The sequence below is a fragment of the Microbulbifer maximicatervae (SeqCode) genome (genome assembly GCF_052468095.1).
Window position 1 is genome coordinate 181,946 of sequence record NZ_CP174332.1, and the last position, 20,001, is coordinate 201,946.

Sequence of the window (20,001 nt, forward strand, 5' to 3'; positions counted from 1 at the left end):
TGCCACTTCAGCGGAATTGGCTTCTATGAACAGACATCGTTTGGATTTTGCCATTGTGGGTGCGGGCATGGTGGGCATGGCCCAGGCAGCGCTGCTGGCAGTTCGGCACCCGGGCATGCGTCTGGCCTTGCTGGAGGCGTCCCCGGAAACAACGCGGCAATTGTCACCGCAGTATGAACCCCGCGTGGTGGCCCTGACACAGGCCTCCCGCGAGCTGCTCGAAGAGGTGGGAGCCTGGGATGATATTGCCAGCCGCCGCGCCTGCCCCTATGTGGAAATGCGGGTTTGGGATGCAGATGGAACCGGCTCAGTAAGCTTTAACAGCCGCGATGTGCAGCTGCCGAATCTCGGTCATATCGTCGAGAATAATGTCATTGTCGCCGCGTTAAGAGCACGGCTGGAAACCCTACCCAACGTGGAGTTAGTCAATGGTTTTCGCCTGGAGAGCTGGTGGCGCGACTGCGGACTCTGGCATTTACAGCCTCGCGGTGAAGATCGCTTAAATGAAGAGGATGGCCTCCGTGAGCAACCAGAGATAGTGCGCACCCGCCTGTTAATCGGTGCCGATGGCGCCCGCTCTAAAGTGCGAGACTTACTGCATATCCGCTCCCAGGATACCGATTACCATCAAACTGCGTTGGTGTGTGTCGCGCGCAGTGAGAAATCTCACCGTCACACCGCTTGGCAGCGTTTTTTACAAACGGGCCCACTGGCATTTTTACCTCTCGCGGGATTGGGAGATGACAATCACTGCGCTGTGGTTTGGTCTGCGGATGAAGAGCTGGCGCAAGAGCTATTGATGCTGGATGACCAGGCCTTTGCCCTGAACCTGGAAAAAGCCTTTGAGAGCCGTTTGGGCAAAGTGGAATCCGTCAGTGAGCGCTTTTCCTTCCCCCTGCGCGCGCGCCATGCGGAACGTTATCGCGGCCCTGGCGCTGTATTGGTGGGAGACGCCGCCCACAGTATCCACCCCCTCGCGGGCCAGGGTGTAAATCTTGGGCTGCAGGATGTACGGGTGCTGGCAGATGAAATTGACCGCGCTATGGCACGCGGCCTGGAGCCCTCTCACTCTTCAGTGTTGGCCCGCTACGAACGCCGCCGTCGCGGCGACAACGCCGCAACTATGAAAGCGATGAGCGCCTTTAAGTCTTTGTTCGGTGCTGGCGATGTGCACTGGCGCTGGCTGCGTAACACTGGGTTGAGCATGGTAGATGCAAGCCCCATGTTAAAGAAGCGGATTATTATGCGGGCTATGGCGGTTTAAATTTGCTATCCCCGTAAAAATGGATCGGGAGAAAGTGCTCAGTGGGGGTGTCAGAGAAGTTGCTGGTGTTTACCTATCTACTAAGTGGCTTTTCCCTGAGGCAGAGGGGAATTAAAAGCCTTGCCGTCGGTAAAAAAGGTTAATTTCAATTGAGTCACTGGATTACTGTTTACTCATTTCCTATATCAAAGGATCTCAGCGCGCTTTTTCGCTTAATACAGCGTTACCAATTGCCATTGAGAATTGCTGAGGAAGAAAATCAGCAGGCGTTGCTGACGACAGATTCAGGTATAGCTGAATTGCTGAAGCCGCTTTTGCAAGATTGGGAGCGGGGATTAGTTGATCTGGACAGAGTTCAGCTAACAAAGGCGGAACCAGAGGACGGCGACCATTTACCGGGTGAAGAGGGACAAGCACCAAAGGAGAAAACACCTGTAAGCCCCTCATTTTTACCGACTTTCCCAATGGATAAAACACCGATTAGTTTACTGCTTATCGGCCTGTGTTTTTTTGGTTGGTTTTTACATTCCAATAATCTGTCTGCCCCGCTTTTAATATATCCAGATACCAGTGGTGGCCCACTTTTCTCACAGTCGTCTTTAATGTGGCACTTGGAGAGAGGGGAGTTTTGGCGATTGTGGACCCCTGCAATCATCAACTTGTCTTTTCAGCATGCCCTGTTCAATGCTCTGGCTATCTGGATACTTGGGCGTCCATTGGAAGCACGCGGAGGGCCATTTATTTATAGCCTTCTAGTGTTGCTCGGCGGGATTGCAGCTAATTTATCCCAATATGCCTGGAAGCCCGAGGTGATATTCGCTGGAATGTCGGGTGTTGTATACACGCTGGTCGGATTTGCTGTGGTAATGCAGCGTTGGCAACCGGCATGGAGAGATATACCCCCGGGTATTATTACCCTGGCGATTGTGTGGATGATATTGTGTGTTCTTGGAGTGATTACCTATTTTACTGGGATCGGCATCGCCAATGCTGCGCATTTAGGAGGCTTTTTTGCTGGTTTTTTGATTGCGCTGGTTTACTGCGTTGCTGGTGGTGCGCGAAAATTTAACTCTTATCCCGCTTCAACCTGAATTTTATGATTTTACTGATAACCTACGTTTTTATTGCCCTTGGCTTTTCTTTTCTGTGCTCGATAGCAGAGTCAGTTATTCTCAGCGTAACAACGCCATACGTACGCTTGATGGAGCGGGAGGGGCATAAAGCGGGGTCTTTGCTGCGCAAATTAAAATCCGATATTAATGCCCCTCTGGCCGCTATCCTCACCCTGAATACTGTCGCGCACACAGCGGGTGCTGCAGGTGCCGGTGCCCAGGCAGCAGCGGTTTTTGGCAATGAGTACCTGGGTATCGCCTCAGCGATCCTGACCCTGTTGATCCTGGTTTTTTCTGAAATTATCCCCAAAACCCTGGGAGCCGTGTACTGGCGCCAATTGGCCCCAAGCACCGCTTATGTATTGCGCGGCCTGGTTTGGTTACTCCACCCGTTTGTAAAAATGTCCGAGTGGTTGACCAAAGGCCTGTCCCACGGCCCAACCCTGACGGGCTTCAGCCGCGATGAGTTCGCCATTATGGCGGAAATTGGCGAGGCCGAAGGGCAGTTGGAGCAGCGGGAGTCCAGCATCCTGCGCAACCTGTTCTTCACCCTGCGAGACCACTCCGTACGCGAAGTGATGACTCCCCGCACAGTGGTCTTCTCCCTGCCGCAGGACATCACTGTGGAAGAGGCCTACGAGGATGCAGAGAAAGGGCGTTTCTCCCGAATCCCGGTCTATGAAAATCGCGACCCGGATTGTGTGGTGGGTTTTGTATTGCGACAGGAGCTATTGCTGGCCTACGCGAAAGGTGAGCACCAGAAAACTCTGGCGGATTATCGCCGTGAAATGTTGATCCTGCCGGAAACAGCCACTATTTACCAAGCGTTCCAGAAAATGCTGTCCCGCCGCGTGCAGATTAGTGCGGTTATGGATGAATATGGCAGTCTCGAGGGCTTGGTGACCCTGGAGGATCTGCTGGAGACCCTGCTCGGGGAAGAAATTGTCGACGAAGCAGATAAAACACCCGACCGCCAGGAGCTGGCTAAGCGTTTGTGGCGCTGGAGATCGAAGAAGTACGGCCTCAAAGTCGACGAATCCGCAAACACAGAAGAGAACGCGGAAGAGGCTGGTCAAGGGCGTGATCGGGGCAGCGACTGATTAAGAGTTTGTCTGATCAAAAAACGATCACTTCTGCACTAGTCCAACACAGTGGGTATTGGGTATTGCCCGATTCCCAAACGCGGGCGAATGCAGGATAGAGCGCCAGCGGAATCTTTGACGGCCTCTGTGAACCTGGACAGGTTTTACTACCAATGCCTGCTAGGCTTGCAGAGCATATATATTGCCGCGTCTGCCCCGCTGGCAAGGCCGGTACCCAAGCCGCTAGAATACGCCGCTTCGGAACCTGACGGACTGAGATTTTAAAAATGGGAAATAGAACTCCTCTGTATGACACGCATGTCGCTATGGGCGGCAAAATGGTGGATTTCGGTGGATGGGACATGCCGCTGCACTACGGTTCGCAGCTGGATGAGCACAACAAGGTGCGCACCGATGCGGGGATGTTCGATGTCTCCCATATGACCGTGGTCGACGTAGATGGCGCCCAGGCCCGCGACTACCTGCGCTACCTGCTGGCCAATGATGTGGCCAAGCTGGATGGCAACCCGGGTAAGGCCCTTTACACCGGCATGCTCAATGACAAAGGCGGTGTGATTGACGACCTGATCGTCTACCTGCGCGATCCCGGCTACCGAGTGGTTGTTAACTGTGCAACTCGCGAGAAAGACCTGGCGTGGATGCGCAAGCAGGCAGAGTCCTTTGATGTGACCCTGACTGAGTGCCCGGATGTAGCGATGGTCGCTATCCAGGGCCCCAATGCCATCGAGAAAACCAAAGAGGTTTTGGGCATTGATTGGACTGCCGCGATTGACGCACTGAAAGTTTTCCAAAGCGTTGCCCGAGGTGGCTGGTTTGTAGCGCGCACCGGTTACACCGGTGAAGATGGCCTGGAAATTATGTTGCCTGGCGAAGACGCCAGTGGTTTCTGGCGCGCCCTGGCCGAAGCGGGCGTTTCCCCTTGTGGACTGGGTGCACGCGACACTCTGCGCCTGGAAGCGGGTATGAACCTGTACGGGCATGAGATGGACGATGAGACCTCTCCGCTGGTTGCCAACATGGCCTGGACGGTTGCCTGGGCACCGGAGAGCCGCAACTTTATCGGCCGTGGTGTTCTGGAGCAGGAAAAAGCCGATGGCGTTAAGCACAAGCTTGTAGGCCTGGTGCTTGAAGAGCGCGGTGTATTGCGCGCAGGTCAACCGGTAGTGGTAGACGATAGTGATGACCGGGGTATCATTACCAGCGGCACTTTCTCCCCCACACTGGGTTACTCTATCGCCTTGGCGCGAGTTCCGGTGAGTGTTGGTGATACCGCACAGGTGGAAATCCGTAAGAAACTGCAGCCAGTCAAGGTGGTTAAGCCCTGCTTCGTACGCAACGGCAAGTCAGTTATTTAAGCGTCGCCCAGAGGTGTACGCGTCACTAAGACAATAAACTTAGATGCTTAATCAAGGGATAACAGCATGAGCGAAATCCGCAATGAATTGAAATACCTCTCCAGCCACGAGTGGGCACGCCTGGAAGAGGACGGCACCGTAACCATCGGCATCAGCGATCACGCTCAAGATGCCCTGGGTGACGTGGTTTACGTTGAGACTCCAGAAGTGGGCACCAACCTGGCTGCTGGTGACGAGGCAGGTGTAGTTGAATCCGTTAAAGCTGCCAGCGATATCTACTCCCCGGTTTCCGGTGAAGTAGTTGCTGTTAATGAAGCTCTGGAAGACGCTCCGGAAACTGTAAACTCCTCTCCTTACGACGATGGCTGGTTCTTCCGCATTAAGCCCTCCGACGTGAGTGAGCTGGACAATATGCTGGATGCAGACACATATCGCTCAGAGTCTGAAGACTAATAGAGCGAATGTGTTGAAAAGCATATTAAAAAAAGGCTGTGGGTAATCCCCACAGCCTTTTTTGTTTTATAAGCATCTAAATCAATTTCTGCTTATTGATCAAACGATACTGCGTTGCGAACTTCCTCATCATTCACAATCTGATCTAGCTGAGCTTTATAGGCCCGCAAGATATTGTTTTGTGGAGATTCACTAGCCTGCTCATCAACGACATCTCTTTCGGCAATATTCTTGGCAAGTAGCTTCCCTTCTTCCAGGCTGTATACGAGAATGTCGGTATTCGTGTCGAAATTGAATGCTGAAACCCAGTTCAAGTTAACACTGAAATACCACTCGTTAAGCACAAGGCTAATCATTTTTTCGGTGTTATTTTCTTCCATCAAGGCTTTGATGGCTTCATCACTCGGCACCTCATCTAAATCTACTGCTGTGGTATTCCAGCCCGTTTCATTCAAGCCGTGAGTCAATCGGCTTTGTAGAAACTGAGCAAGATTCTTTTCTTTATCTCCCGGCTCTGTAGCTAACACCTGATTAACATGCCAATCAACCGGGATACCAAATGAAACGTGGGCTTTACCTATAAAGTTCTTATCTTTCCCTTCTTGAACACGTTTGCGCTGATCAATAACAGAAATTAAAACAGGCTCTTTAGTTGTGTACTCTGCTTTTGCGGACTGCTCCTGTAACGGAATAGGTGAAACACAGGCAGTGATCATTGTAGCTAGTGCGAGAAGCGCTATCTTTTTTAGCACGATTTCATTCCTTGTTTTATATGCGTTGGTTCATCATTGCGCACAAACTTCTAGTGAGTTTTAAATAAATGGGCGCCTTTATAGTGTATCACTGGGGCTAAATAATTCTTTAGATTTGTTTTTAAAGAACTTGGTACAATAGAACCAACGTTATTGGTTTTAAAAAAATAAACTTGGGTCTTTCATCTTCTAAAGCTATCTATAATCAGAAAGGCCGCATTGCAGCCTAAGTTCACATTTGCTTATATGATTTCAGGAACAAAAGCACTAACAAAATTACTGTATTGGTTCTTCATCGGAAGATTGAGATCAACTTTCAGTCGGTTGCGACTTGCTTTAACTGCCTCACCTGTGATGGGATTAAGTGCGTCTTTTTCGTAAGACTCCCAATAAATTCCTATTCCTCTTTTTTGCCAGTTCGGAAGGTCATTGAAGTTGATTCCCTTTTGGAAGAGGAATTCATTTTTATGAATTACTGACATTTTTGTAAATGTAGCAGCAGACTCTTCGGGAGATAAGCCTTCCTTGCGTAGGCTCCAGTAGCAGTGGGCATTCAGAGCGTTCCTGTGAGCATCCTCATTCCTCCAGCGGAAATAATCGATGACAAGCTGCCGATGGGGCAGCTGGCAAATACGGCAATCAAAAGCCCCAATGTCGCCTAGAAGTAAACTAAATTTTGCACTCGCCTCTCCTGCAAGGATTGAATTTAGTTTTCGCTCCTTCCTCTCGAAAGTATTCTCATTCAAATCAAGAAGTAGTGATATTTCATCGCTTTGTGTATATCCATAAAGAACCTTAAATCCACATTGCATCAAGTGCTTAACGGTTTCGACCATTATATCTCGAAATTTTGGGTCATAAGGTGCTTCAAAACTATGTTTATCCTTAGTTAGTGTTGTAAAACAACGACCATCAATTCGAGCAACGATATATATACCAGGTAAAACACTGTGATCATGCGCGGTTTCATATACACGCATTTTCTTATCTAACTCATTGAACTTCATCTTTCCAAACTTCTACTGTGAAATCCCCGTTTTTCATTGTTACATAATATAACTTGTCAAAGCCTTCTGTATATTCTGGTAGTTCCAGCTTGTTGTATGTCCCTTTTAGCCCAACGTCTGGTATTCGCTCTTTGCCCTTTCTGGAGGCATTTCTTTGAATACACTCAGTCAAGTTTGATGAAAAATAATACCCAATGACTTCAAAACGGTGCTCTTTAAGGCCATTAATATACTTTTCCCGCTCTGCTTTCGTTGGGTTTGTGTTGTCAATCACAACTGGCTGCTTAGATTCCAAGCAAGCATTGAATAGAATATTCTCTCTATGCCGCGTTCTAAGCATATCCATATTCAGGCGGAGATGGCTTTTATAAAAGTTATTAAGATAAAAAGAGGATTTTCCGCTGGCTTGTAAGCCAATGAATATAACACCATTCATGGTTCGTCGCTCCGTTTAATAGATGATTAAATGCTAAGCCGGTTATGCCGAAATTGTCATCTTGATAGCTTGCCGAACCAGTGAACCAACTCCCGACTTTCATTGTCACCAATTATTGACATACTTGGGTGGTTTCGGTCGTCAACTTTTACAATCGAAACACCATTCGATGCTAGATTGCTATAGCTTCTGTGTGGAGCAATAGGATCTGAAGATGGTGCAAAAATAATTATAGGTACACTAGAAGATGCAATAATTGGTTTAATGTCCGTCTGCTCAGGAGTGATATCGGCTCTAACTAAACTGTCTAACGCTCCTTGCTTGATGCTTTCCTCTGAAAAAAGCATTGTCATACTCGGAAAGTTAGCTTTAGTATAATTTAAAACTGCTTCATCAAATCGAAGCATTGGAGCTTGTAGTATTATTCCATTAATGTCATTTCTTAAAGTAGAAATGTGCATTGCAGTTGTGCCACCCATAGAGTTACCAACAATATACAGGGTTTTATTTTCATATTTATTGATAATTTCGTTAACTAATTTACTATCACCAACACCGTATTCTTTATCCTCATCAGACTCACCATGCCCTAATAAGTCAGGGACTATAACTCTAAATCCTAACATTCTGAAGTACAGAGCCGAATTCAGCATAAACTCTTTAGATGCCCTAAAACCATGTATAAGAACAACTGTTCCTGAATGTAAATCAGGTAGTGAGCTTTTTAAAATGTCTAAACTAACAGTGCTTTCCGCACCGCTAAATGATTCCAGAGAAACCGTATAACGAAGTTTTTTGTTTTCAAGTGGGTCCCCTAGAAGGTAATTTGTGCATACTTTATGCTCTATAGAGCAATGCCTGTTTTTTTTTAAATTCATATGTTTCAATAGTGTCGAAAGAAACAATCTCTTTAAAATCAAAGCTATTAGATCGCTCAATATATTCTGTAACTACTGTGGAACAGCCAATAGCTATGCTGCTCACAAATACTAATATCAATTTCTTAATCATAATCTTTAATGATAGAGGGAAAGATAATGCTTTTACCTGTTACACCTGATGCCAAAGCTCAATAGATTGTGTGGTTGGGCCTTCTCCCCACCTTATTGTGATATTACCCCTACCGAGAATAGATGGAGTATTAATAAAGATAACCACTTTATTGTCAAAGCTACATGTCTCTAGATACAGCCAGATAGATTTCGACCTTACCCGAATAAGAGTTGGATTAATTGTATCTGTAAATACAGCCGGAATCCGATCGCCTTTAAGTACTATATTTTCAGAGTTATCCATAAGCTCTAGTGCCGAATGATAAAGAGATGCTAACTGTTCATTAGTCAAACTCTTTGCTGCGACCACTTTGTCAGATTGTGCTGTGCACGCGCTTTCACCACAACTTATAATTAAAGCGGTACATACCACAAGAACTAGAAATTTGAGTTTTACAAATTTACGTGGCAATTGAGATTGGACCCTATTGCTAATAAAAATACATCTATTGACAAGTTCTCAGTGCCGGTTGAACTAGCATCTAAGACACTATTTACACTTACTTCTGACTTTTCAAAATTAAATACAAGGTCATAAAAATTTCCATTAAACTCTTTAATAGCTATCGATGGGTTAATCTTATATTCTTCAATAGTGGCTTCAATACGCCCAATCAAGCGCTCGTAGAGTTCTTCACGAATGAAATTTTCTAGTAATACACCCATTGTTAGGCCTTTCCGCTAATTAGGTTCCACCTCTGTATTAAACCAAGCGAATAGGTTAAGCCGAGAATTAAACATATGCCTGAGCTGGTTAGCCAGAAAGTTAGCGAATTATCTGGAAAGGCTGGCATTATGAAATAAAAACCCAGCGCACGAGCCAAAAATATCGTTGAGATTAGTATCAGAGCAAGCCGAATCAGCGGTAACCTAACAATTAAACCCGCCCCAGAAAAAGCGTAGCTAGCCCAAAGCAGCAGAACGGCTGAAATTACGCTAGTTACAATAGTTGGATAGGGGTGGCCACTTTCAGCTAGTTGAGCCATATGCTCGCCAGCACCAAGAAACCGATACCAATCACCACCAAATACTATACACCCGATATGAACTAAAGCAGTCAATACTGTGAGTATCCCTGCTACCTGCAAATAATTAATTCTCTGACTGACCATTTTCTCTCCTTGGCTGGTCTATTCGTTTATTAGAACGTGGACGAAATCATATCACTTATCAGCATGCCCAGAGAATGGAAAACGACTCAAATCAGAGAAAGATACCCACTAATATACTAACCAGTATCGATTGAAGAATTTTCCAGTGGCCATATCACGTGTACAGTATATTCGCCTTGAGCCCTCTTTTAGAGTGAGGGAAAATCGTTATAAATCAACTAATTAGGATGCTTGCTGCAGTATTTAAAATATCAGAATGTATGATAATTAGCACTAAGCCAAAACAGACGGCTCAAGAAGAGTAATTAATGAGTTTTCAGGGGCGCTGAACTTGTAAATAGGTACGATCATGCAGGATGTCTCCCCTAAATTCCTGGCGGAAAATCAGAGTGCCAATACCAATGGGTAAGCCACATAAAATCCACGGCATTATATCCAATATTTGCAAGATACTTAGCCTTATTCTTTTGAAATGAGGAGTTCGTTCACGTAGCTATTTTTTATTATCAAGTGCCTTGAGATTCTAATATAAGGACCATGAAAGATTGCAAATCTAATTGGCTATTTTCTACATACTCCGATATTTTCCAAAGCGATAACCTAAAAAATAGGCACAAAAATGATCTTATTGAAATTTATTAAGTTTGTTTCAGTGTCAAATCTGCGTAAAATCGATGGACATTTATTGGTATTTTGGTCGTAAATAGGACACTTTTTGAAGGCCTATAACCAAGAAACTCAATAGAATAAGATTTTTATAAAAGATCCACCCTCTCAAAGGAGAACGGTAGCGTGACGTAAGAGTAAGTAAAAGGCGCTGACCCAAGGTGCGGGAACACCTGGGGCCAGCTAACCAAATTGATACCTTAACTATCAAAATGGCTGTATGGATCATACGCTAGAAACCCGCTCGTCTCCAATAAATTGGAGTACATCCAGCGGCTTGGAGAGACTCCCCAAGCTCTGGCAGCGTCGCGTCCGCCTTTTCTTCTTCTATGCCTATCGTTCTCGCGCTCCCCCTGCATTCTTCAACAGATTTGTTTCTCGCCGTCCATCAATAAAAAGTCTACCCATGGCTTGAAAAGCAGAGAATAGAAATATGTTGATCTTAAAGCGCAGAACTGGTGAAAACCTAAGGATCGGAGCCAATGTCTCAATCACAGTATTGGAAGTTAAGGGAAATCAGGTAAAGATAGGAATACAAGCTCCCAGATCACTTCCAGTTCACCGTGAAGAAATTTACAAACGTGTCCAGAAGAGAAGGGTGCAGGGGAATAGAAACTGTTGAGAGCTTGGTCCTAATTGTGGAGCATCCAAAGCATCGGCATCAAAACCTTAGCAGAACCGCGGTCTTGGTGCCAGGTGCCGTTGCTAGTTACGTCTATTCACTTGATGGTACCACTTGATAAATACCTGCCTCATCTAGTAAAACGCCATTGGACATCATATAAGCAAAAATTAACATAGATAAGATAACTACAGCTAAATGAACCTTCGTTGCTGAATTGGCGTACTTAGAAAGATAACCCAGGCCATTCTTTTGGCCTGAAGTGGCTGCAATGGCGAATGGTAATAATACAACTATTGCTAGTCCAGCTAAAAAGAAGTACGAAAGATATTCCTCATAATAAGGGAACCATGACTCATAGAAAGCTGTAAAAGTAAGGTAATATGCAGCAAGTGCAAGTAGGAGTGTGATGGTAAAAATCAATAGTTTCTTTAAATCAAATACCAAGACTTTCAATAGAGCGTAGGCTCCTGTAGTTAACAAGTTTTACAGTGAAGGGTTCTTCCTCAGAAGAATAATAACAAAAGATGGGTGCTAAAGCTCACCCTATCAATGAGCTTGTTGCAAACTCTCTTCATTATCTATCACGGAGATTGTTCTCTCTATGAATCTTTTGTAAGCCTTTTCAGGTATAAATGTGGCTTTATCGCTCGCGTTGAATTTCTGTAAAATACTCTTTAATTGTGTATCCGCCATTATTTTCTCTAGATCTGATTCTTTATGATAAAGTTCTCGAACTCTATTTATCCATGAAAAAGTATTTTCTCTAAATTCAATTAGAGATGATTTATTGGCAGTAACACCATGCCCGGGTATGATTAAGCTTTGATCATCACCCATATTTAAAATAGTATCAACTGCGCTGCTGAAGCCTTTAACTCCACCAGCATAAAATGTGGGATGCCAGCTAGTATCGAAAATATCACCAACAAATATTGCGTTACTCTCCTTATGGTAAAATATATTGTCAATCGATGAATGAGACTCAACTTTAATATGAGTAAACCCGTTCAGGGGAATGTCACCCTCTATTAGCTTCCCACCTTTATTTTCAAAATACTTATTGCCTCCAGTGTGATCAGAGTGTGCATGTGTATTTAAGATAAAAATGATAGGCCTATTGTAGATCGACTGAATTACTTGGTCTAATTCGGTCAGGTGATTATCTCCCGGCATCGGATCAATTAATATCAAGCCATTTTCTGCAGCTATTAAACCGATATTAGTGCCATATTCCTTTCCACTTAAGATATATAGTTGTTCAGATATTTTCATCTTAACTATGCTTGATGAAGCAGTGGTGCTGATGAGTATGAATATTAATGGATGTAGAATTTTAAAAATACTCAAAGCTAATCCTTTTGCATTTAGTTAAATTTCATCGACATGTTAAACACCGTAAGACATGGTAATCAACATATCGTGAGCTTTGATTCCTAAGTTTTGCTTACCTTACGTAATTTAGATGCACCTTTGTTTTAGGGCTAAATCTAACTATATATATGGCGTCTACTAAACGTGGGTAAGTCTTAAATATAACGCCTTTAGCACAGGCTGGCGGATCTGGCACGTAATTGCGAAAGCAATTTAAGTGACAGGTTTGCTAGTCCTTTGCCTAAACTTGTTAGTTGTGTTTGTCAGGGTTAAATGAAGGCCAGTTGGTGATGCACTTACCATCCCCTTTATAGTCAGTGCCATATTCTTTTATATCTTGAAATTTTCTGATGTTTCCTGAAGTTGCTTTTTGAGTTTGAAAATCATTGCCCACAAAGAAAACACCAGATTTAGATTTACAGAAACTTAAAAGATATTTGTTAGAAAATATTTGTTTTCTATCATAAGGCGGCCTCAGATATACGATTACCGAGGCCGTATCACCTATGCTTAAATCGCCTTTATAGACCTCTAAAACTTTTCCATTGACTCTATAAGGTTTCCAACCAAAAGGCATATATTTGAGAATGCTATCATTACCTTGAAATTCATATATAGACACATTTTGAAATAATGCTGAGTAAGCTGTATCTACATAATTAGGCTCAATCCACATTGAGTGATTATAATTTGATTCTCTCTTATGTTTGATGCTTAGCTTTTCTTTAGACTTTGTTGTGCACTCTTGCTCTTGAAAGCTGACTTTCCCCGATTCATCAGTGCATTTATAGATTGCAGCCTCTGCTTGTCCAATTAAAAATAATACTAAAATTGCGATATATCTCATTTTACTCCCTTACAACTAACGCTTTGGTAACGTGCGCCGCCAGGCGTCACGTTGAACAACTTGTTATGTTTTTACAGGTGTTTTAATTTTTCTTTGTGCTTTGGGTGTACATAACCACAGATCATAAATGTATACACCTCTATCATGTCGTTAAAAAGTCCGTAACAATCGTCAACCGCAAGAGGTGCATGCGGATGTATTCCAAAGCGACTTTCTGGATGGAGTGATATTATGCGCCCTTCATAATATTCCTCAAAATATTTATCTACTCTGTGAATGTCGTTAAAAGCATCATGAATGTATGTCATTGCATCCTGTGAAGTTGGATTTTTTAGTCCTTGGCGTTTCAGCTCACGAAGCACAAGCCGATATGAAACTTCCATTGTGATAAATAGAGAATAGATAGCTTCTTCCAGAAATTGATAATGTGATCTAAGCATGCCGGCCTTAATTAGAGTGTAAATGCCTCGGATCACTAAAGAATCATTTATATCAATATTATTATATATTTCCTTTGCAAGGTCATAGTTAACACCTTCAGTCCTTAAGTCATAATCAGGACCACCCACAGCTTTAGGCATTGAAATATCTGTGGCATTTTTATAGGTGTTTCTTGCAGGAAACGAGTAACCGGGATGAACAACATCTTCCTCGGTTAGTTTATTACATAATTCACTTTTGATCTTGTCAGTTAGCCATTGAGTGTCAGTTAGCTTTGTTTCACATCGAACAGGCACAGTATATGGGTATGGATAGAATGAGGCATAACTTATATCTCTATCAACAGCCAGCATTAATGCCCCATACAGTTTTGTCTCTGTAGGATTGAGCATTTGTACCTCACTATAAGAATCGTCCTCTCCGCCTCGAGTATGCTTATGATGTTTAACTACAGAAAAAGAAATATCTCTATCGCTAAAATATACTGCATCGTCAAAATATATACTTTCTGATGGATACACGCCTTTTGGGGAAAGTATTCTTGCGTAATAACTAGGCTCTAATGCTTTAATTGCTGATTCTCCCTTCAACATAACGACCACAGCGTAGCGTAGGCCGTCCCGCGAAGGACCGAAGGACCGTAGCAACGTGCCTGTGATTGTTAGCTGCCTTTGCGTAATTGCTCATTATATATTTCCTGTATTTCAGCATGGCCAACTACTCTTGAACCTTCTCGAACCTCTAGATTGGCGCCAGTCTCTAGGCATTTTGGGTATGCCTCTGGCGTGATGAATTTAACAAACGCTTGAGTGCGCCTATTAGGTTCCGCAATCCCTTCATCAACAAACCAATGAATTGTAGTCGTGAGGTAGTCTGTTTTAACCTTGTAATGAGGTCTGTATCCATTCTTTACGATGATATCTTTACCGGAAAAACATACCTGCACAAGGGCATCAGACTCCCAGTCTGGATTTTCATTTCTATCGAATTTATCAGATATCACTTTTTTCTCTTACAACAGTTAACGCCGCTAGCAGCGGCCGTAGTGTAGGCGCGAAGCGCCGAAACGGAAGTCCAGCCCACGCGGTAGGCGATGCTGGCTAGCCTTGTTAGCTTTGCCACACATGGGGAACCACTCCCTCTTCATAACTTTCTCGCAAAAAAAGAACAAAAGGAGGAGTAACACCTATCTCTTCCGCTTTTTTAAGCACATTTAAATCATCAACTATGTATGACACAATTTCATGTTGCGATACCAATTTAGAAAGGTCTTTGAATAAGGCTTCCCCCTCAAAATCGACACTCACCTCATCGACTACTTCGTATACCTGACACCACGCAGAGTCGAAGTTTTGCTCATCTCTTTGATCGAGAATATCATCAAGTTCTTCATTGCTCTTCGAGCTTAGAAAGGTTTTAAGTTTTTCAATATTCATTATCGAATTGTGAAGCGACCTGCGCAAAACGTGCATAAAGTAAGCCGTCCCTTTGCTGCGCTTGTATGGTTGTTCTTGCCTGATTCTGATGTTGAAAATCCTTTTCGCTAACGGGTAAATTGAGACCCACCTTCGGCGGCCACCGAAGGCCTTGTTTGTCACAGTTCGTTGCTGCGCCGGTTTATAAAGACCGTTAACAAGTAGGAACGTGACAGACACTCACTAGGCATAACTCGAATAGTCATGTGGGCCTCGAGCCCGAATAGCAAGGCGGAGATAGCTTATCTTATGGAACCTAAAGAGATCAATGTCGGTATCGATACCAGCAGTAAACAACTCGATATTTATGTGAGACCTACTGGCCAGTTTTTTAGTGTTGCCAATGATAAAAACGGCATTAAGGATGCCATTAAACAACTACAACCTCTTAAACCTCAAAGAGTATTAATAGAGTCTACAGGAAGACTCGAATTAGAGTTTGTTTGCGCCGCCGACAAAGCAGGATTACCTGTTGTTGTTTGCAACCCTTCACAGATAAGAAGCTTCGCTAAATCCGCAGGGCGCCTCGCCAAAACTGACAAGCTAGATGCAATGGATATTGCACATTTTGGTGAGGCCATGAAGCCAAGACTATCGGAGCTAAAGCCAGAAAAACTCAGGAATATCAGTGACTTACTGGTAGTACGAAGTCAGTGTTTAGAAATGAGTACAATGCAAAAGAATCGGCTTCAGAGAATGCCGAAATCAGTACACAAACCTATACGGACCATTCTAAACACCATCAAGAAAGAGTTACAAAGTATCGACAAACAACTAGATAAACTGGTTAACAGTGTGCCTGAGTGGCGGCAAAGGCGAGACCTATTGTTAAGCGCTAAAGGAGTCGGAAATGTATTGGCTTATACGCTGATGAGTGAACTTCCCGAGCTAGGAAAATTGAACCGTAAAGAAATCGCTGCACTTGTCGGTATCGCCCCGATGAACCGTGATAGCGGCAGCTTCCAGGGAAAGAGATATATTCGGGGTGGAAGGCATCGTGTACGAACGGTTTTGTTTGTTTCCATCATGTCGGCCATACAGCATCATCCCAAACTAAAGCCGATGTACAAGCGATTAGTCGACGCTGGCAAACCTAAAAAGGTCGCTCTGATTGCCTGCATGAGAAAGCAGATTACGATACTGAATACGATGGTGAAAAATAACACCTACTGGGATGAAAGTATGGCTTAATAACTTGACGAGCAACCATAGTCACTTGTTAGAGTTTGTGGCACTCATGTTAATTTTTAAATGACAATATTTTGAGACCAAGACAAACCAGCGCTCCAACTAACACGCCTTGCCCAGCAGCTATGATCGGAACTAATGGTGCGGCTAAAAGCATATTACCAGGGGCGTCAGGTTGTACCAAAGCAGCAATTAAGAACAGCGGCGTAAAGATAACGGAAACACCCGTAGTCCAACCTTTCCATATTTGTGTGAACATTAATTACACTCGGTTTTATTGGTAGCTCTAACGCCCGGCCTGTGTTTTATACACATTATTTAAGTCCATTTAGAGCTTCTGCTGCCTCTATATAATGAAGTAGCTTGGTGTATCCCTGCCAAACGGTTTTAACCCCTGGCTCGCCATCCCCTTTACGCCCCAAAAAACCTCCTAAACCTGCCAACATACGGGTTATCTCCCTCATGCTTGGGGGTTCATTTGGTGGAGTAGTTTTATCTCGCATCATCCATATCATACGCCATTCTTTTTCAGAGTAGGCACTTGTACACGGTGCGTCAGGAACTCTTCGTGCATGCGTAGTTATCGAATGTAGCCGCCATCCAATAATCATATAGATCGCAATGCAGTTCAACATGCGCTGCTCTGTTCTAAAACGGTTACTTTCTATCTGGCATCCGCCTTTCACCACCCGAAAATAGGTTTCAATTTCCCACCGGCTTCGATACCACTCAATGATGACCCTTGCCTGCTTAAAGTCTTCAACTGGAAGATCAGTTAACAGCATCCACTCAATGCCTTTTTCACTCTCTGGTGGGTTTAATTCTTTAGCCAATACAGCATAGAGAGAAAGTGGTCGTTTAGATTTTCCTTTCCCAAGTAGCCGTATCTCAGTAGTGGATACGTTGACCTTGGCTTTTCTTCCAGGCTCTCCATTCCGTTTGGGAATATCTACCGTGTATAGACCGACAGATTTCTGCTCATTCATATGATCCCAAAGCAAAACCGTTTCTTCTCCATCGAGCTCTAAAGTGCGATTGGCCTTAGCTCGAACGATATAGCTCGCCCGCCGCTGTTCACTTTGATCTTCAGCCAGTTGAAACCACTCATGAATATCACCCTCTCTATCAGCAATACTCACAATTGTACTTTCAGGGCAGCGCTCCTGTATCTGACAAGCCGTTTCGTAATGGTCTAGCCAGCGTCGACTCTCCTTATCCTTTATCGACTTGGTATAACGGGAATTAGAGCTTGATTCCTTGTCTCTCTGCCACATACTACCCTCAACAACACCCAAGTTAATTCTTGATGGCGTTATAGCGATGGAGGTGTGCAAGAGTTGCTGATTGGTCTCTTTCCGCCTAAGTGTTCCCATCTCTTTACTTTCTAAGTCAGTGGCAAAATTTAGAAAGGTGGTATCTTGAGGGATAAGAACAACGGGCTGCGCCTTGATTCTCTCAAGAGTTGCCGATTTATGGCCGCTCATAATAGAGTCAAAATTGACTTTATCATTTTCGATAAAGCGATAAGCTGCAAACGTTTCTGCCCAAGTTTTGTTTGCACAGGGAATGCTATTCTTTGGATCTGAACTTAAACTACTAAGAATATTGGACAAGCGCTTATTCAAGCGTGTATCACCCATAACCTGATTTTTTACTTCGTCCATGACCCAGTCCTGCATAATAATCCAATCAAATCTGTAATTCATGCCAGGTCAAACTGTAACTTATTGATTTACATAATAAAACCGGAAAAACTTGTGTATAAAACTTAGCGCCCGGCTCATCGGCGAGCGCAGCGAGTCCGGTGGAGGCCGAAGGCCGGAACGAAATGCAGCCGCTTGTTAGGCGAACAACCCATCTTAGCTACCATAGATTTCTCTGCACTTGCTGCAGTAAAGAACCTCTTTTGTCTTTGCATCTTCAACCCAGCAAGGCCCATAAGCCACAACATTAGCATAAGGGTAGTTTTCATTAATAGTTCTTCGCTCAGCTTCTGTAGGAGATCTTCTTGTACCATAGATGATTTCAGCATGATCCAGCTCAAGCTCTACTTGATGCAAATGGCAGTATTGAAACAACGACCATATTTCTTGGTATGTTTTATAGCCTACCCCATACTCACTAACGAATTTTTCCCATTCAAGTTCTTGTTTGAATTTAAGGCGACCATTTTCTTTGTTGGAGCAACAGATAGTAGCCAAAAAGTTCAAATATCTTTCTGTACCAACGAACTCTTCAAACGTTTTTCTAATATCGCTAATTTCCATTAGGGACTCAATCCTCTTGGACGCCTAACGCCCCGCACAGGGGCAGACAAAAAAGCGTAGCGTTTTGGCTGTCCCAGCGACCAAGGGGAGCGATTGCTGCGGCTTGTTATGAGTACTACTCATTGATGTACTCTTTGATAATAAATACCTTCAAATACTCACATTCTTTCGGATGAATTGGGTTATGGTTTTTACAGTAATCTTCCTCATAACCAACTATGCGAACCGCATCCATTAACTTTGGACAGACATCCGTCGCATCCCCTTTTGCGGAGTAATACCAGCCTTGTTTTCGCGGTTTTGGACTAAAAACAACGCCTAACTCACCTCTTGCCAATGGACCACAGTCATCGACGACCAGCTCAATGTCAATTGCATTCACAGATGCGCTGCAAAGAAGAATTAGTAATACGAGATATCTAGCCATTTGTACTCATAACGCCGCCAGCACAGGCGAGCCACGCAGTGGCGAGTCCAGCGCGAAGCGCGTTTGTGCCTGGCCTAGTTATGCATTTGCAACCTCAATAAACCACTTGGGCTGCATAGCCTCAAAGTCTTGGCGCAGATTTGATGGTAAGTAACTGGCCGAATCAAGCACAAACTCTTGACCATTGATGCGCTTAAAAACAACCCAATGCCAAAAGTTTTTGCCAGCCTCTTGATAGTGCTTTATAGAAAGCAACGCCACATCGGGAAGCTCTGACCATGATGTAAATGACGTTTCGTGGTCAGATGTATTGACACCTTGAGATGCAAGCATACGACGAACATACTGATTGTCAGACCACAAACTTTCATCTGAGGCATGTATACCCATATTGTTGGCAATAGCTTTCATTTCTGCATAGCTCTTGCCAAGAATATTAGCTGCTGAAGCAATACCGCACCCAGTGGTTTCTTCTTGGATTATTGGCTCCAACACCTTCTACTCCTTGATGCATAACGCCGGTAGCAACGGCGGCCGAAGCGTAGCGTAGGCCGTCCAGGCAGTGCGTATTTTGCGCTGCCGATGTTGCCTACCCTTGTTATGCTTGGGTGCCCCAGCCAAATATTAAAATTAGGTTAATTAAACTTAGACATAAGCCTACAGCTATGAATATACCTACCCACAACCAAAACTCAAATGGCGCAGTTTCTTTACTGACAATAGAAAACTTACTCACAATTACACCTGTTTTGAACGCATTAGCCAAATTTGCTATTGGGTAAGCCGACAAGATAGACCAAGCCAAAATTACGATGGCACTCTTGCTGCTCAGATCGTTTGCATATTCAGAAAATGCAAAAAGCAATATGCCCATAAGAATTGAGCAAAATCCTACTAAAGTGAATAGTGGCTTTAAAGCAGCCCTGTTTCTGTCGTTGCTAATAATTGTATTGCTCATGATACTAGGAGGCATAACGCTAAGGTTTGGGGCGGCGGAGCGACAGCGTAGGAAGCCTCCCCCCTTAAAGTAGACGCCACCTTATATTCA

At 44.1% G+C, this 20,001-nt stretch carries 25 protein-coding genes; 7 read left to right on the top strand and 18 right to left on the bottom strand.

What is annotated here, in order from left to right:
* Window positions 1–25 precede the first annotated feature (25 nt).
* The 5 genes from ACJJIL_RS00810 (at window position 26) to gcvH (ending at window position 5,287) form a co-directional block, all read left to right on the top strand.
* Window positions 26–1,264 (top strand): UbiH/UbiF/VisC/COQ6 family ubiquinone biosynthesis hydroxylase, encoded by a 1,239-nt coding sequence (locus ACJJIL_RS00810; RefSeq protein ID WP_445360951.1) that lies wholly within the window; start codon window positions 26–28, stop codon window positions 1,262–1,264.
* 149 nt (window positions 1,265–1,413) lie between these two features.
* The gene (locus tag ACJJIL_RS00815; protein ID WP_445360952.1) at window positions 1,414–2,355 is read left to right on the top strand and encodes a rhomboid family intramembrane serine protease; all 942 of its coding nucleotides are present in this window, start codon (window positions 1,414–1,416) and stop codon (window positions 2,353–2,355) included.
* A 5-nt stretch (window positions 2,356–2,360) separates the two neighbouring features.
* Window positions 2,361–3,476, top strand: coding sequence for a CNNM domain-containing protein (locus ACJJIL_RS00820; RefSeq protein WP_444907019.1), 1,116 nt, complete (start codon window positions 2,361–2,363; stop codon window positions 3,474–3,476).
* A gap of 269 nt (window positions 3,477–3,745) precedes the next feature.
* Window positions 3,746–4,834: a glycine cleavage system aminomethyltransferase GcvT gene (gene gcvT, locus ACJJIL_RS00825; protein WP_445360953.1), complete on the top strand. Its 1,089-nt coding sequence runs from the start codon at window positions 3,746–3,748 to the stop codon at window positions 4,832–4,834.
* Between the two features lie 66 nt (window positions 4,835–4,900).
* On the top strand, window positions 4,901–5,287 hold the full coding sequence (gcvH, locus tag ACJJIL_RS00830; RefSeq protein ID WP_444895858.1) for a glycine cleavage system protein GcvH: 387 nt from the start codon (window positions 4,901–4,903) through the stop codon (window positions 5,285–5,287).
* Between the two features lie 92 nt (window positions 5,288–5,379).
* Here gcvH and ACJJIL_RS00835 read toward each other — a convergent pair whose 3' ends face one another.
* The 6 genes from ACJJIL_RS00835 to ACJJIL_RS00860 form a co-directional block, all read right to left on the bottom strand.
* Complete coding sequence (locus ACJJIL_RS00835; protein WP_444918426.1) at window positions 5,380–6,039, bottom strand: hypothetical protein; 660 nt, start codon at window positions 6,037–6,039, stop codon at window positions 5,380–5,382.
* A gap of 242 nt (window positions 6,040–6,281) precedes the next feature.
* A complete protein-coding gene (locus ACJJIL_RS00840; protein ID WP_445360954.1) occupies window positions 6,282–7,046 on the bottom strand; it encodes a tRNA(His) guanylyltransferase Thg1 family protein in 765 nt (254 codons plus the stop codon).
* A complete protein-coding gene (locus ACJJIL_RS00845) occupies window positions 7,033–7,482 on the bottom strand; it encodes an AAA family ATPase (RefSeq protein WP_445360955.1) in 450 nt (149 codons plus the stop codon). Before ACJJIL_RS00845 ends, ACJJIL_RS00840 begins: the two co-directional genes overlap by 14 nt.
* A 56-nt stretch (window positions 7,483–7,538) precedes the next feature.
* The gene (locus tag ACJJIL_RS00850; RefSeq protein ID WP_445360956.1) at window positions 7,539–8,420 is read right to left on the bottom strand and encodes an alpha/beta hydrolase; all 882 of its coding nucleotides are present in this window, start codon (window positions 8,418–8,420) and stop codon (window positions 7,539–7,541) included.
* 507 nt (window positions 8,421–8,927) lie between these two features.
* On the bottom strand, window positions 8,928–9,200 hold the full coding sequence (locus tag ACJJIL_RS00855; RefSeq protein WP_445360957.1) for a hypothetical protein: 273 nt from the start codon (window positions 9,198–9,200) through the stop codon (window positions 8,928–8,930).
* A gap of 2 nt (window positions 9,201–9,202) precedes the next feature.
* A complete protein-coding gene (locus ACJJIL_RS00860) occupies window positions 9,203–9,646 on the bottom strand; it encodes a hypothetical protein (RefSeq protein WP_445360958.1) in 444 nt (147 codons plus the stop codon).
* A gap of 1,099 nt (window positions 9,647–10,745) precedes the next feature.
* On the opposite strand from ACJJIL_RS00860, the gene csrA reads away from it, so the two are divergent.
* Window positions 10,746–10,934: a carbon storage regulator CsrA gene (gene csrA, locus ACJJIL_RS00865; RefSeq protein ID WP_444907032.1), complete on the top strand. Its 189-nt coding sequence runs from the start codon at window positions 10,746–10,748 to the stop codon at window positions 10,932–10,934.
* 93 nt (window positions 10,935–11,027) lie between these two features.
* On the opposite strand, the gene ACJJIL_RS00870 is transcribed toward csrA, so the two are convergent.
* The 6 genes from ACJJIL_RS00870 to ACJJIL_RS00895 form a co-directional block, all read right to left on the bottom strand.
* On the bottom strand, window positions 11,028–11,390 hold the full coding sequence (locus ACJJIL_RS00870; RefSeq protein ID WP_444907033.1) for a hypothetical protein: 363 nt from the start codon (window positions 11,388–11,390) through the stop codon (window positions 11,028–11,030).
* Between the two features lie 93 nt (window positions 11,391–11,483).
* A complete protein-coding gene (locus ACJJIL_RS00875) occupies window positions 11,484–12,209 on the bottom strand; it encodes an MBL fold metallo-hydrolase (protein ID WP_445360959.1) in 726 nt (241 codons plus the stop codon).
* A gap of 349 nt (window positions 12,210–12,558) precedes the next feature.
* A complete protein-coding gene (locus ACJJIL_RS00880; RefSeq protein ID WP_445360960.1) occupies window positions 12,559–13,155 on the bottom strand; it encodes a DUF4124 domain-containing protein in 597 nt (198 codons plus the stop codon).
* Between the two features lie 71 nt (window positions 13,156–13,226).
* Window positions 13,227–14,189, bottom strand: a complete 963-nt coding sequence (locus tag ACJJIL_RS00885; protein ID WP_445360961.1) for a hypothetical protein — start codon at window positions 14,187–14,189, stop codon at window positions 13,227–13,229.
* Between the two features lie 68 nt (window positions 14,190–14,257).
* A complete protein-coding gene (locus ACJJIL_RS00890; protein ID WP_445360962.1) occupies window positions 14,258–14,599 on the bottom strand; it encodes a hypothetical protein in 342 nt (113 codons plus the stop codon).
* A gap of 106 nt (window positions 14,600–14,705) precedes the next feature.
* Complete coding sequence (locus tag ACJJIL_RS00895; RefSeq protein ID WP_445360963.1) at window positions 14,706–15,032, bottom strand: immunity protein PIM1 family protein; 327 nt, start codon at window positions 15,030–15,032, stop codon at window positions 14,706–14,708.
* A gap of 288 nt (window positions 15,033–15,320) precedes the next feature.
* Between ACJJIL_RS00895 and ACJJIL_RS00900 the strand changes: the two genes are divergently transcribed.
* Complete coding sequence (locus ACJJIL_RS00900; RefSeq protein ID WP_445360964.1) at window positions 15,321–16,262, top strand: IS110 family RNA-guided transposase; 942 nt, start codon at window positions 15,321–15,323, stop codon at window positions 16,260–16,262.
* Window positions 16,263–16,311: 49 nt separating this feature from the next.
* Here the strand turns inward: ACJJIL_RS00900 and ACJJIL_RS00905 are convergent, their stop codons facing one another.
* The 6 genes from ACJJIL_RS00905 to ACJJIL_RS00930 form a co-directional block, all read right to left on the bottom strand.
* Entirely contained in the window at window positions 16,312–16,518 is a 207-nt protein-coding gene (locus ACJJIL_RS00905) for a hypothetical protein (RefSeq protein ID WP_445360965.1), read from the bottom strand.
* A gap of 55 nt (window positions 16,519–16,573) precedes the next feature.
* Window positions 16,574–17,965 carry an IS4 family transposase gene (locus ACJJIL_RS00910; protein ID WP_507021881.1) on the bottom strand — a complete coding sequence of 464 codons (1,392 nt, stop codon included), beginning with the start codon at window positions 17,963–17,965 and terminating at the stop codon, window positions 16,574–16,576.
* 153 nt (window positions 17,966–18,118) lie between these two features.
* Complete coding sequence (locus ACJJIL_RS00915) at window positions 18,119–18,526, bottom strand: hypothetical protein (RefSeq protein ID WP_444928116.1); 408 nt, start codon at window positions 18,524–18,526, stop codon at window positions 18,119–18,121.
* A 115-nt stretch (window positions 18,527–18,641) separates the two neighbouring features.
* A complete protein-coding gene (locus ACJJIL_RS00920) occupies window positions 18,642–18,953 on the bottom strand; it encodes a hypothetical protein (protein WP_445360966.1) in 312 nt (103 codons plus the stop codon).
* A 78-nt stretch (window positions 18,954–19,031) separates the two neighbouring features.
* Window positions 19,032–19,448, bottom strand: coding sequence for a hypothetical protein (locus tag ACJJIL_RS00925; RefSeq protein WP_445360967.1), 417 nt, complete (start codon window positions 19,446–19,448; stop codon window positions 19,032–19,034).
* A gap of 103 nt (window positions 19,449–19,551) precedes the next feature.
* Window positions 19,552–19,911: a hypothetical protein gene (locus tag ACJJIL_RS00930; RefSeq protein ID WP_445360968.1), complete on the bottom strand. Its 360-nt coding sequence runs from the start codon at window positions 19,909–19,911 to the stop codon at window positions 19,552–19,554.
* Window positions 19,912–20,001 lie beyond the last annotated feature (90 nt).